The 12,684-nt window shown below is 62.4% G+C and carries 11 protein-coding genes; 7 read left to right on the top strand and 4 right to left on the bottom strand.

All coding sequences use genetic code 11. The features are described from left to right. Positions 1–38: 38 nt before the first annotated feature. The gene (locus EGO55_RS09780) at positions 39–2,816 is read right to left on the bottom strand and encodes a [protein-PII] uridylyltransferase (protein ID WP_021689596.1); all 2,778 of its coding nucleotides are present in this window, start codon (positions 2,814–2,816) and stop codon (positions 39–41) included. 154 nt (positions 2,817–2,970) lie between these two features. Here EGO55_RS09780 and lgt point away from each other — a divergent pair, with 154 nt between their 5' ends. After that, entirely contained in the window at positions 2,971–3,867 is an 897-nt protein-coding gene (gene lgt / locus EGO55_RS09785) for a prolipoprotein diacylglyceryl transferase (RefSeq protein ID WP_021689595.1), read from the top strand. Continuing rightward, on the top strand, positions 3,864–4,940 hold the full coding sequence (locus tag EGO55_RS09790; protein WP_021689594.1) for a class I SAM-dependent methyltransferase: 1,077 nt from the start codon (positions 3,864–3,866) through the stop codon (positions 4,938–4,940). Before lgt ends, EGO55_RS09790 begins: the two co-directional genes overlap by 4 nt. 746 nt (positions 4,941–5,686) lie before the next feature. Here EGO55_RS09790 and gyrB read toward each other — a convergent pair. Continuing rightward, positions 5,687–8,206 carry a DNA topoisomerase (ATP-hydrolyzing) subunit B gene (gene gyrB / locus EGO55_RS09795; protein WP_021689593.1) on the bottom strand — a complete coding sequence of 840 codons (2,520 nt, stop codon included), beginning with the start codon at positions 8,204–8,206 and terminating at the stop codon, positions 5,687–5,689. Between the two features lie 603 nt (positions 8,207–8,809). On the opposite strand from gyrB, the gene ppk2 reads away from it, so the two are divergent. Both ppk2 and EGO55_RS09805 read left to right on the top strand, forming a co-directional pair. Continuing rightward, positions 8,810–9,601 (top strand): polyphosphate kinase 2, encoded by a 792-nt coding sequence (gene ppk2 / locus EGO55_RS09800; protein ID WP_040715223.1) that lies wholly within the window; start codon positions 8,810–8,812, stop codon positions 9,599–9,601. Between the two features lie 98 nt (positions 9,602–9,699). After that, positions 9,700–10,125 (top strand): hypothetical protein, encoded by a 426-nt coding sequence (locus tag EGO55_RS09805; RefSeq protein WP_021689591.1) that lies wholly within the window; start codon positions 9,700–9,702, stop codon positions 10,123–10,125. Between the two features lie 47 nt (positions 10,126–10,172). Here the strand turns inward: EGO55_RS09805 and EGO55_RS20675 are convergent, their stop codons facing one another. Then, complete coding sequence (locus EGO55_RS20675) at positions 10,173–10,328, bottom strand: hypothetical protein (protein ID WP_021689590.1); 156 nt, start codon at positions 10,326–10,328, stop codon at positions 10,173–10,175. Positions 10,329–10,473: 145 nt separating this feature from the next. Between EGO55_RS20675 and EGO55_RS09810 the strand changes: the two genes are divergently transcribed. Both EGO55_RS09810 and EGO55_RS09815 read left to right on the top strand, forming a co-directional pair. Further along, positions 10,474–10,905 (top strand): DUF4870 family protein, encoded by a 432-nt coding sequence (locus EGO55_RS09810; protein ID WP_021689589.1) that lies wholly within the window; start codon positions 10,474–10,476, stop codon positions 10,903–10,905. A 155-nt stretch (positions 10,906–11,060) separates the two neighbouring features. Next, positions 11,061–11,294 (top strand): hypothetical protein, encoded by a 234-nt coding sequence (locus EGO55_RS09815; RefSeq protein WP_021689588.1) that lies wholly within the window; start codon positions 11,061–11,063, stop codon positions 11,292–11,294. Positions 11,295–11,500: 206 nt separating this feature from the next. Here EGO55_RS09815 and EGO55_RS09820 read toward each other — a convergent pair whose 3' ends face one another. Continuing rightward, on the bottom strand, positions 11,501–11,851 hold the full coding sequence (locus tag EGO55_RS09820; protein WP_021689587.1) for a TFIIB-type zinc ribbon-containing protein: 351 nt from the start codon (positions 11,849–11,851) through the stop codon (positions 11,501–11,503). A gap of 160 nt (positions 11,852–12,011) precedes the next feature. On the opposite strand from EGO55_RS09820, the gene EGO55_RS09825 reads away from it, so the two are divergent. Then, positions 12,012–12,641: a thermonuclease family protein gene (locus EGO55_RS09825; RefSeq protein WP_021689586.1), complete on the top strand. Its 630-nt coding sequence runs from the start codon at positions 12,012–12,014 to the stop codon at positions 12,639–12,641. Positions 12,642–12,684: the final 43 nt, after the last annotated feature.

A 12,684-nucleotide genomic window follows, 5' to 3' on the forward strand; every position in this document is an offset into this window, starting at 1 on the left:
CATGGGCACGGGCAGCCGCCACCCGCACAGGCGCGGTGTCAGATTGCGTATTCTTTCACCGCGTCCGTTTTCGGATCGCCGTCTTCGATGGCATTGGCCGCGGCTAGCAACTTTTCCTCGACCGCGCGCAACCGGTCCGGCCGGTCCAGTTTGTGGCCAAACAGGTCGGTGACATAGAACGTGTCGGCCGCGCGTTCGCCATAGGTGGCGATATGCGCGGAATGCACCACGAGCTGCGCCTCGAACAGCGCGCGCGCCAGACGGTTCAGCAAGGCCGGGCGATCCCGGGCGTTGACTTCCACCACGGTGAAACGGTTGGACGCCTTGTTGTCGAACAGCACGCGCGGCCGCACGCTGAACGCTTCGGACCGGATGCGCGCCGCAGGACGCTTTGCCAGTTGCGGCACCAGTTCGACCCTGTTGGCCAGCGCGTCGGCTATTGATTTCTTCAGGCGTTCGAGTTGTCCGCCTTCCATGAAGGGGCGGCCCAGCGGGTCCTGCACGAGGAAATTGTCCACTGCCTTGCCGTTGCGGGCGGTGTGGATATGCGCGTCGATGATGTTCCCGCCTGCCAGATGGATGCCACCGGCAATGCGATAGAACAGGCCGGGATGGTCGGTCGAGATGACCGTGACCAGCGTGGCGCCACGCGCAGGATAGTATTCGCAATGGATCGACAGGCTGTCGTCCAGTTCGCGCGCGGCACGAAACTGCACGAGGTTGAGCGCGATGATATCCTCAGGCTCGGCAATCCAGTATGCGTCGCCCAACAGGGCCCCCTCGCTTTCGACCAGTTCCGTATCGCTGCCCAGCAGCCGGGCCACCGCGTCCCGCTTGGCATTGACGCGTTCCTTGCGGCCAAACTGCTTGTGCCCCAGACGGAGCTGTTCTTCCGCCAGATGGTAGAGATCGCCGATAAGTTGGCGTTTCCAGCTGTTCCACGTGCCGGGTCCAACCGCGCGGATATCGACCACGGTCAGCAGGGTCAGCTGGCGCAAGCGATCAAGCCCTTGCAACTGCGTGACGAAATCCGCGATCGTCTTGGGATCGGCCAGATCGCGCTTGAACGCGGTCGCACTCATCAGCAGGTGATAGCGCACTAGCCAGCTGACCAGTTCCGTCTCATCGTCGGACAGGCCGAAGCGGGGGCACAGGCGCAACGCCACCTCCGCACCCAGTACCGAGTGATCGCCGCCGCGCCCTTTGGCGATATCGTGCAGCAGCACCGCGACATAGGCAACGCGGCGCGAGGCGACGCTGTGAATCAGTTCGCACGCCAGCGGGTGATCTTCGCGCAGATCGCCCCGTTCGATCCGGGCCAACAGTCCGATCGCCTGAATCGTATGCTCGTCCACTGTGTAGTGGTGGTACATATCGAACTGCATCTGCGCGTTGACCCGACCGAAATCGGGCACGAAACGGCCAAACACTTCCGCCTCGTTCATCCAGCGCAACACGGTTTCGGGATTGTTGTGCCCGGTCAGCACATCGAGGAAGAAGGCATTCGCACGCGGATCGCGGCGCACTTTCGCATCGATCAGTTTCACGTCGCGCGTGGCCATGCGCATGGTTTCGGCGTGGATTTCGAGCCCTTCGGTTTCTGCGATCGCAAAAATTTCGATCAACCGCACGGGATCGTCGCGAAACCAGTCATCCGAAGGCGCCCGCAGCTTCCCGCCGAACACGGTATAGCCTTTGAGCTTGCGCGGGCGGGCGCGAAATCCGGCGAGAATGCCGCGCGGGGTCTTGGCGGCGAACTGTTCATCCAGTTGCGCCAGGAACATCGCGGTCAGGCTGCCGACGCGTTTTGCCTGCAGGAAAAAGAACTGCATGAACCGTTCGACGGCCAGTTTGCCGGGGCGATCCGCAAAGTTCATGCGCCGGGCGACTTCGCGCTGCAAGTCGAAGGTCAGGCGATCTTCCTCGCGTCCGGTGATCGTGTGCAAATGGCAGCGCACGGCCCAGAAGAAGTTTTCCGCCCGGCGGAAGGCGCGGTATTCCTGCCGCGTCAGCAGCCCCACATCGACCAGTTCGGCCGGGGTGCGCACCTTGTAGATATATTTGCCGATCCAGTAGAGCGTGTGCAGGTCGCGCAGTCCGCCCTTGCCTTCTTTCACATTGGGTTCGACGACATAGCGGCTGTCGCCCAGTTTCTTGTGGCGCGCATCGCGCTCTTCCAGCTTTTCCGCCACGAACTGCCGTTCGGTCCCCGCGACGACTTCTGCGAAGAAACGCCTGCTGGCCTCTTCGTACAGCGCCTGATCGCCCCAGACATAGCGTCCTTCCAGCATGGCGGTGCGGATGGTCAGGTCGGCTTTCGCCATGCGCACCATTTCGTCCAGAGAACGGCTGGAATGCCCCACGGTCAGCCCCAGATCCCACAGGAAATAGAGGATCGCCTCGATCACCTGTTCGCACCATGCGGTCTGCTTGCCCGGCGTGAGGAAGGCGATGTCGACATCGGAATGCGGCGCCATTTCGCCGCGTCCGTATCCGCCGACCGCCATGATCGCCAACCGTTCCCCGGTCGAACGGTTGGCTGTGGGATAGACGTCGGTCACGACATGGTCGTGAATCACCCGCACCAGTTGATCGACGAGGAATGCCTGCGCTTCGGCCGCCGTATGCCCGTTCGACGGGTTTTCATCGAGGCGGCGCGCCACTTCCGCGCGGCCGCAGGCCAGGGCTTCGCGCAGCAGCGCCAGCACTTTGGGGCGCGGCGGGCCATCATCGCGCGCCACCACCCCGGCGATAGCATCGCCCAGCGCACGGCGGTCGATAACGGCACGTTGGTTCGGGATGCGCAGGATGCTCACGCCTGTTCCTTGTTCAAGCCAGCCCGCAAGGCTGTGTCCGCAGGATGCTGCCGTGGTGTCAGTCGTCTCACCGCACAGGGAATGGGCTTTCTCCTGCTGCCAGCCTATGCCAATAGCAATAATGTACAGATCAATGCTCTAAGGGGTTCGCCGCTTGCTGTCACTATTGGCTGAAGCCGCACAACATGCACCGTTGCAATGGGAAGATCTTGGCCTGCGGCCGGGCATCGATCTCGGGTTCTTCACCCTGCGCTATTATTCGCTGGCGTACCTTGCGGGGATTCTGCTTGGTTACTGGCATCTCAGCCGCATGATCAAGGCGCCCGGCGCGCCGATGGCCCAACGCCATGTCGATGACCTGTTCTTCTACTGCACATTGGGGATCATCATCGGTGGACGGCTGGGGTACGCCACGTTCTACCAGCCTTCGCTGTGGGCCAATCCGGCCGATCTGCTGAAGCTGTGGCAGGGCGGGATGAGCTTCCATGGCGGGCTGATCGGTGTGCTGCTGGCGATGCTCTGGGTCAGCTGGCGCGGGGGGCTGCCGTTCCTGCGCGTGGCCGATTATGTCGCGGTAAACGTGCCGTTCGGCATGCTGTTTGGCCGGATCGCGAACTTCATCAATGGCGAACTGTGGGGCCGCACCGGTGATGTGCCCTGGGCGATGGTGTTTCCCGGCGCCGGGCCTTTGCCCCGCCATCCCTCGCAATTGTACGAAGCGGCGCTCGAAGGGGCCTTGCTGATTGTCGTGCTGCTGTTCCTGTTCTGGAAGACGCGCGCGCGCTGGCGTCCGGGCCTGCTGGTGGGGGTTTTCACCGCCGGGATCGGTCTCGGCCGGTTTTCAGTCGAATTTTTCCGCGAACCCGATGTGCAACTCGCCGCATTCGCCGCGCGGACCGGGCTGTCGATGGGCCAGTGGCTCACCATACCGCTGATTCTGCTGGGGCTGGCACTGGTGGCGCGGGCCCTCATGCGCCCCCCGCTGGGCAGTGTGCCCGCAGCGGGCCGACAGGGGGAGGATGCGTCCCGGGATTCTTCCGAACCGGCATGAGCGACGCCGCCGAAGGTGGGCTTGGCGCCACATTCCGCCGGCTGATTGCCAATACCGGCCCGATCAGCGTGATGCATTACATGGGGGAGGCGAACGCGCGCTACTATGCGGCGCGCGATCCGCTGGGCGCGACCGGCGATTTCGTCACCGCCCCTGAAATCAGCCAGATGTTCGGCGAACTCATCGGGCTGTGGCTGGCGGATATCTGGACCCGCGCGGGCAGCCCGGTAGAGATTCACTATGTGGAACTCGGCCCCGGACGCGGGACATTGGCGCGCGACGCCCTGCGCGCGGCCCGGAGGTTCGGCATTTCTCCGCAGGTACATCTGGTCGAAGGGTCGCCTGCGTTGCGGGCCCAACAGGCGCGGATCGTGCCCGATGCGATCTGGCATGACGATCTTGGCACGGTGCCGGTCCACGGGCCGGTTCTGCTGGTGGCCAACGAATTCCTCGATGCCCTGCCGGTGCGGCAGATCGTGCAGACGCCGCAGGGCTGGCGCGAACGCATGGTCGGGCTGGATCATGACCGGTTTGTGCCGATCGCAGGGGCCCGGCCGATGGATGCCGCCATTCCTGAGGACCGGCGTGACGCGCCCGAAGGCACGATTATCGAAACCTGCCCCGGTGCAGCGGCCACGGTGTTCGAAGTGGCCGGACGGCTGGCGGCACAGGGCGGGGCCGCGCTGTTCATCGATTACGGATATGATCAGGTGCGCAACGGATCGAGCCTGCAGGCCGTGCGCGCCCATCGCAAGGTTGATCCGTTCGACGCCCCCGGTGAGGCGGATCTGACCGCATTGGTGGATTTTGCCACGCTGTCGCATGTCGCGCTGTCGCGTGGCGCGCGGGTGCTGGGCATTGCCGAACAGGGTGCATGGTTGCGTGCGCTGGGTATCGATGCGCGGGCCGACGCCCTTGCGCGAAACGCCCCTGAACAGGCAGATGCCATTCGCCTTGCCCGCGATCGGCTGGTCGACCCCGCGCAAATGGGTGCTCTGTTCAAAGTCATGGGCCTCACCGCGCCTGACTGGCCCGATGGGGCGGGGTTCCAGGCGGAATTCATCCCCGAATGATCGTCTGCTTTCCGCAGGCCCACCGAATGTATTGGATCGCCCAAACGGTCAGGGAGCTTCCCCATTGGGCATATCCCTTTTCTCGCAACGTGGTTCTGAAGACAATGAGGGCTTCCTTTCCCACTCCATGCGGGCGCGCTCGCGTTCGATAGAGCAGGCCATCGATTGCAATGCCGCCTAACGTGCTGCGCTATCTGATGGATGTATCTGAAATGGCCTACATATTCCGTTCATCGATAGTGTGATGATCTACTGTGGGCCGGGCGAACTGCCCGCTTTGCAGGAAGGTTTGTGACAATGGTGATGACGCAAAGCCGCACAGCGGCCGCGCGGGTTGCGCTCCTGGCAATACCGTTCATGCTGATAATTGGTGCACCGGCTGTTGCGCAATCGACGTTGGCCGATCCTGTGCCGGTTGGCACCCCTGCCGGATCGTCCATCGCAGGTACCGCGGCTGTGAACGGCACAATCAGGCCTTCAGGCAATCCGTCGCCTGCTGAACTTGCGCGACGCCGTGCGCATGGTGATCAGTTATCCCTTTGCAACACCCGCGCCCGCAATAGCTACGCGGCGGGTAGCCATGGCCGAAAGGCTGCACGCGAAAAATGTCGTGCCGCATTCCAGGCGCAAAAGGCGACCTGGTATGATCCGCGCTACCAACGAAAATAGGCCGGGCTCGACCTGCTTCTGATTGGTGTCAGTCTTTGTCTGGGCCGCGCCGTTCCCGGCGCAGCCCAAGATGCGGATCAGACGTCGAGATTGGCGACGTTGAGTGCATTTTCCTGAATGAAGTCGCGGCGCGGTTCGACCACGTCGCCCATCAGGCGGGTGAAGATTTCATCCGTCACGTCCGCGTCTTCGACTTTGACCTGCAGCAGGCTGCGGTTGTCCGGGTCGAGCGTGGTTTCCCACAGCTGTTCGGCGTTCATTTCGCCGAGACCCTTGTAGCGCGAGATCGACAGGCCCTTGCGCCCGTTGGCCAGTACGGCGTCGAGCAGCGCGGTGGGCCGGGTGATTGCACCGTTGGTTGCGACAGGGCGCGCAGCGGGGGTTTCCGCAGCGTCATCATCGTCGGCCACGGCCGTTTCGGGTTCGGGCGCTTCTTCCGCGCCGCTGCCTTTCACGAGATAGGCGGGTGCGGTGTAGACTTCGGCCTGTTCCGCCGCGAGCCGGGCGAGCTTGCGGGCTTCGGCGCTGGTCACGAAGCTGGCTTCGATCAGGTGGTGATCGGTCACCCCGCGCCACAGACGTTCGACGCGGATCGCGCCGTCTTCACCCAGCGATGCGCTCCACCGCGCTTCAGGATCGCCCATTTCGAGCCGCTTTGCAGCAAGGGTCAGCGCCGCCTGCCGGGCATCGGTGCCGAGTTCGGGATCGAACGCACCGGCGAGTGCCAGCAATTCGACGATTTTCGGATCGTAACGGCGGGGGACAAAACCCATCAGGCTGCGCAGGCGCAGCGCATGTTCGACCAGCGCGTTCAGTTCCGCGCCGCCGCGTGCGCCGCCTTGCGATTCCAGCACGCGCCCCTGAAGCCCGGCTTCCACGAGGTAACGGTCGAGCGCGGCATTGTCCTTCAGGTAGACTTCGCTGCGGCCTTTCGCGACCTTGTAGAGCGGCGGTTGCGCGATGAAGAGGTGCCCGGCCTTGATGATATCGGGCATCTGGCGGTGGAAGAAGGTGAGCAGGAGTGTGCGGATATGCGCGCCGTCGACGTCGGCGTCGGTCATGATCACGATCTTGTGATAGCGCAGCTTCTCAAGATTGAATTCGTCGCGAATACCGGTGCCCATCGCCTGAATCAGCGTGCCGACTTCCTTCGAACCGATAATGCGATCGAAGCGGGCGCGTTCAACGTTGAGAATCTTGCCCTTGAGCGGGAGAATCGCCTGGAACAGCCGGTCACGGCCCTGCTTGGCCGAACCGCCCGCGGAATCCCCTTCGACCAGGAACAGTTCGGATTTTGCCGGATCGCGTTCCTGGCAATCGGCCAGTTTGCCGGGCAGGGAGGCGATGTCCATCGCGCCCTTGCGGCGGGTCAGTTCGCGGGCGCGCCGCGCGGCTTCGCGGGCGGCGGCGGCATCGATGATCTTGCCCACGACCTGTTTGGCATTGGCGGGGTTTTCTTCGAGCCATTCGCTCAGCCGGTCGGCCATCAGGCTTTCCAGCGGCTGGCGAACTTCGGAGGAAACCAGCTTGTCCTTGGTCTGGCTGGAGAATTTCGGATCGGGCAATTTGACCGAGACGATCGCGGTCAGCCCTTCACGCATATCCTCACCGGTGAGGTTGACCTTCTCTTTCTTGAGCTGGCCGGATTTTTCGGCGTAGCCGTTGAGCGTGCGGGTCAATGCCGCGCGGAATGCGGCCAGGTGCGTGCCCCCGTCGCGCTGGGGAATGTTGTTCGTGAAACACAGCACGTTTTCGTAATAGGAATCGTTCCATTCGAGCGCGACTTCGATGCCGATGCCATCGCGTTCGGAACTGATCGCGATCGGATCGGGCAGCAGCGGGGTCTTGTTGCGGTCAAGATACTGGACGAAGGCCGCAATCCCGCCTTCGTAATAGAGATCGTGTTCCTTCACCTCTTCGTGGCGGTTGTCGCGCAGCAGGATGCGCACGCCGGAATTGAGGAAGGCCAGTTCGCGATACCGGTGTTCGAGCTTCTCGAAGTCGAATTCCGTGACATTCTTGAACGTGTCGGTGCTGGCAAGGAAGGTCACGCGCGTGCCCTTCTTGCCCGCAGGGGCATCGCCGACCACTTTCAGCGGGGCTTCCGCATCGCCATGGCGGAACCGCATCCAGTGTTCCTTGCCATCGCGCCAGACGACCAGTTCCAGCCATTCAGACAGCGCGTTCACCACGGAAACGCCCACGCCGTGCAACCCGCCCGATACCTTGTAGGCGTTGTCTTCCGACGTATTTTCGAATTTGCCGCCAGCGTGGAGCTGGGTCATGATCACTTCAGCCGCGGAAACGCCCTCTTCGGCGTGAATGTCCGTGGGGATGCCGCGGCCGTTATCTTCAACCGAGACGGAACCATCGGGATTGAGTTCGATCAGGACGAGATCGCAATGGCCCGCCAGCGCTTCGTCGATGGCGTTGTCGGAGACTTCGAACACCATGTGGTGCAGGCCGGACCCGTCGTCCGTGTCGCCGATATACATGCCCGGCCGTTTGCGCACCGCATCGAGGCCCTTGAGGACCTTGATCGAATCTGCGCCATAGCCGTTGGAGGATGTGCCGTTGCTTTCGGGTGTATCTGCCATGCCGATGATATAGGCAGTCCGGTACTTTTTAGAAAGCTTTGTGACCTGCCATCCACAGCGAATTGCGCGAAGATGGGATCATTGCGGGCCGGAACGGGCAAAGTTCGGGGCCGGTTTGCAAAACGGCCGTTCTCCCTTGCTGGAGAACGGCCGTCAGCCGTTTGATTTTGCCATATATCCTGCTCAGATAAGCGTGGCCGTGAACAACATTCCGCTGGTCGATGCCGCCACGAGGATCGGCAGGACACAAGAAGCGAGAGCGCGCATGGAAATTCCTCCTGTTTGTATCAAAGGCACTTCGGAGCCTTCGCCCTGAAGTGTTGACGGCCAAATGGTGGGGGTGTGGTTATTTCGCAATCGCAAAAAAGTGGCGATGTGTTGCAAATATTGCAAATGACCAGATAATATATTGATTTAACGTTAAAAAATATACGATCCATGGGCAATTCTTGACCCATTTGGCGTGTTGCAATGCAGCAATTGATGCGTTGCATCACGAATCGTGTGCGGGATTTCCGGTCTGATCCAGCCCCTGGCGCGAAAAGGGCGGCTTGAATCGGGGCAGGCCTTCGTGGCAGCTTCGTCGCTTATGGAAAGGGAGGCTTGGCCGTGAAGCGCAAGCATTACGATGAATTGCTGGAGCCGCTCGAACTGGAACTGGTCGCCATGGCGCATTGGGCCAAGGCCCGGGGGGAGCGCATCTGTGTTCTGCTCGAAGGGCGCGATACCGCGGGCAAAGGCGGGGTGATCAAGGCGATCGCCGACCGGATCAACCCCCGGCAGTGCCGGGTGGTGGCCTTGCCGAAGCCCAGCGTGGACGAGGCGGGACAGTGGTATTTTCAACGTTACGTCAGCCATTTGCCCTCCGCCGGGCAAATCGTTCTGTTCGACCGCAGCTGGTACAACCGCGCCGGGGTGGAAAAAGTGATGGGGTTCGCCAGCCCGGAACAGGTCGATGCGTTTCTCAAGGCAGTACCGGTGTTCGAGAAAATGCTGGTCGACGACGGCATCCGCCTGTTCAAATACTGGCTCAGTTGTTCGCAGGCCGAACAGGAAACGCGGTTTGCGGAACGGCTGGAAGAACCGTTGAAACGGTGGAAACTGTCCCCGATCGATGTCGCGGCGCGGACGAAATACGCCGAATATACCCAGGCCCGCGAAGATATGTTCCGGGTGACCAACACCGGATGGGCTCCCTGGACCGTGGTCGATTTCGACGATCAGCGGCTGGGACGTCTCACCCTGATCCGCGATCTTCTGGATCGTTTGCCTGATACCAAAGTGGCCGATGAAACGATCGATTGGCCGGACCTTGGCCACCCGCCGTTAAGCGAGGCATTCGGCGTCCTGCAGCCGATACCGCCTTATCCGGTGCCGTCATCGGGTGACGATTGATGGCGCAGATCGGGGATAGTCAGAAACCGGTTGCCGTGCCACGCGTTTGGAAAATGCGGGCAGCCAGTTGTTGCCGTGTCCACAGGGGGAGTAGAATCATGTCACGTCCTGTTGTGCGTCTGCCATGGGCAGTGTTAGCCGCATGTCTTGTCCTGCCGCTCGCCGCCTGCGCGACCGTGCCACCGAAAGAAGAGGAAGCCGCCGTGTCCCTGTGCCCGCCGACACGCAACTGGGTGGCCTGGGTGAATGCCATGCCCGGACCCGATGCCGTGCCTACGCTGATTGTCGAAGGCGAAGTGCAATTGCCCGAGGGCAGGCAGGCTGCGCTGGTGGCCGGCGCGACCGATCGCATGTCTCCGCCGGGGCAACGGTTCGCGCTGGCGCTGACGCCGGGCAACAATGTCGGCGGCTGGCAGAAGGTCCGGGGCGAACTGCGCCCGGCGTTGACCACCTATAATGCGGTGATCATCGGCTGCGGAGAGGAGGCGATCGCCCGCATCGAGGACGTGACCACCGCCTATTGAATAATGCGGCGCGTGGGCCGGGGCACTGCTTCAGCCACCGTGCCGCTTCAATGGTCCAGCGCGGGTGCGTACATGCCCAGAACCCGCTGCAGCACGGCGATACGTCGGCGCGCCTCGCTCCAGTCGCGTTCGGGGTGCTGCTGTATGGCGTCGAGCAGCGAACGCAGTTCGTTGCGTCGATCTTTCTCCGTGATTTCCTGCACGATCCGTCTCCTGTCTTGGTCCCCTTGAAAACCAACGGGACAGCACAGGCATTGTTCCGCGATTGATCGCATCCCACGGGGCTATCGTCATCCCGCCGGTTGCGCTACTTTGCGGGCTTTCCTGTCAAGAGGGAGCCCAGTCAGCATGGCAGAGTTCGACGAGCAGGGCAGGCCGAAGCCGCCCACCGATACGCCGGTTCAGAACACATCGACCCAGAACACATCGGCGCAACCGCCCGTCACCACGGCGTTCGCTTTCAATCACCCCACGATTATCAGCCTGCTGTACCTTTCGTCCTGCGTGCTGTTCGTGACAGGGCTGATCGGGCTTGTGCTCGCCTATGTCTGGAAGGGTGAGCCCCATGAGGAATGGGAAACCTCGCATTACGCCTATCTTATCCGCACGTTCTGGATTGGCCTGATCGGGTCTTTCGTGGGGGTTCTGCTGATGATCGTTCTGATCGGGTTTCTCGTGCTTCTGGCGGTCGCGGTTATCGTGGTCGTGCGCTGCGTGCTGAGTCTCGTGAACGCGCAGAAGCAGCAGCCGATGCCCAATCCCGATACCTGGCTGATCTGATCGGCGCGCGACGAATCAACATCCTGAAAAGGCAGGGCGAATGGCGGGGGCGGCCCGCCGTATCTGCTGCGCAGCCGGTCGCAGCGGAGGGAGCCTATGGCGCGGAGGGCCGTTACACCCCTCACATGCCCCAAACGACAAAGAAGGATGTCTTGATGCGTAAACTGATCATACCCGCTTTCGGTGCTCTTGCTCTTGCCGTGGCTGCTGGCCCGGCCGTTGCACAGGATGCGGGTGCTCCGGCGCAAGATGCGGCCGCTCCGGCGGAGGCTGCCGCCCCTGCTGAAGCATCGGCCCCGGAAGCTGCTGCACCTGAAGCTGCCGCCACCGCCGATGCCGCAGCACCGGCGGACCATGGCAGCCATAAAGAGCACAAGTCCAAGAAGTAATCGGAAGGTGGGGTGCCCCCGCACCTGACCGGAAGGCGGGCGCCGGATATTCTATCCGGCCTCACTCCTCCCCTGAAAAGCCGGGCCCAAGCCCGGCTTTTTTGTATCTGCGGCGGTTGACACAGAAGAGGGTTGGAGATTCCCAAGTTTCTTTTTCAGAACAAAGGGATGATCTCTTCTGGTGTGACTTTCCGCGCGGCGGCCCGTCAGTCGAAAATCTCTTCCAGCCAGCTTTTCTTGCGCTTGTGGGGTTTGCCATAGTGGCCCGCCCCGTACCCGCTGTGACTGTGTTGCTGATGGCCCTGCCCATAATCACCACGATCGGAATGGCCGCCCCACGGCCCTTGCTGGCCGGTCTGCGGCGGCACCGGTTGTGGCTGGTGTGTGGCGGTGGCAGGGGCGCTGCGTTCGATGATCTTGTCGAGTTCGCCCCGATCGAGCCAGACACCGCGGCATTGCGGGCAATAGTCGATTTCGATCCCTTGCCGGTCGCTCATCGCCAGCGGAACCCGGCAAACCGGACAGGACATGGCCGCAACGTCTTGCTGGCTGCGCATGGGGACAAATCTCCTGTGAAAGCGTCGACCGAAGTGGTGGGGCCAAAGTGGTGTGGATTGCGGCAGGATCAAGCGCCATTGCGCCGAACGGTGGTGCAAAAAGCGCCCGGTGCCCGCGCGCAGGATATTGCGTCCGGCCCCATTTTGATAAGGGCCTGTCATGGGGAAATTAATCCAGTTTGATCCGCGCCGTGGCCGACGCAATCCGAAATGGACGCGCGCATCGGATTATGGCGTGCCCCCGCCCGGCAGGTCACCCCGTGGGCCGGGCGGTCCACGCAACCCGAAAAAGACATGGCGGCAAGCCTTTGCCGAAATGCGCCCGTTCCTCCTGTTGATCGGGCTGATCACCGTGATTGTGGTGGTGGGCGATGGTGGCGCCTTTGAACCGCCCGCATTTCTCCAGACCAGGCCGGAAAAGGTGCAGGGCGATTTCACGCGTTGCGGCCCCGGTCGTGGGGCCTTCTGTGTGATTGACGGCGATACGTTCAAGCTGGGGACACGCAATGTCCGCGTTGTGGGGATCGATACGGCGGAAGTGCGGGCACAATGTCCGGCCGAGGTGGTGCAGGCCGAAATCTCCACCGCCGCGCTGCAACGCTGGCTCAATCGCGGCCCGTTCCAGATGACCGCGCGGATCGACGATCCGCAAGACAGGTATGGCCGTGACTTGCGCATTGTGAAGCGCATCGGCGCGGACGGGAAGGAAGACCGGCTGGCTGACTTCATGCGCGCCGAAGGGGGCGCCCGCAACTATCGCGGCGGCCGTCGCGGCGGGTGGTGCGATTAGGGGGCAGAGACGTGCCGACTGCCTGACTGCGCGCGCGGGCCGC

Source organism: Caenibius tardaugens NBRC 16725, from assembly GCF_003860345.1.
Lineage (GTDB): Bacteria > Pseudomonadota > Alphaproteobacteria > Sphingomonadales > Sphingomonadaceae > Caenibius > Caenibius tardaugens.

Bases quoted from the DNA above. Each gene is read 5' to 3' on its own strand.
- EGO55_RS09790 (WP_021689594.1), top strand. From the start codon at position 3,864: ATGAGCGACGCCGCCGAAGGTGGGCTTGGCGCCACATTCCGCCGGCTG.
- gyrB (WP_021689593.1), bottom strand. From the start codon at position 8,206: ATGGCAGATACACCCGAAAGCAACGGCACATCCTCCAACGGCTATGGC.
- EGO55_RS09805 (WP_021689591.1), top strand. From the start codon at position 9,700: ATGTCACGTCCTGTTGTGCGTCTGCCATGGGCAGTGTTAGCCGCATGT.
- EGO55_RS09810 (WP_021689589.1), top strand. From the start codon at position 10,474: ATGGCAGAGTTCGACGAGCAGGGCAGGCCGAAGCCGCCCACCGATACG.
- EGO55_RS09815 (WP_021689588.1), top strand. From the start codon at position 11,061: ATGCGTAAACTGATCATACCCGCTTTCGGTGCTCTTGCTCTTGCCGTG.
- EGO55_RS09820 (WP_021689587.1), bottom strand. From the start codon at position 11,851: ATGCGCAGCCAGCAAGACGTTGCGGCCATGTCCTGTCCGGTTTGCCGG.
- EGO55_RS09825 (WP_021689586.1), top strand. From the start codon at position 12,012: ATGGGGAAATTAATCCAGTTTGATCCGCGCCGTGGCCGACGCAATCCG.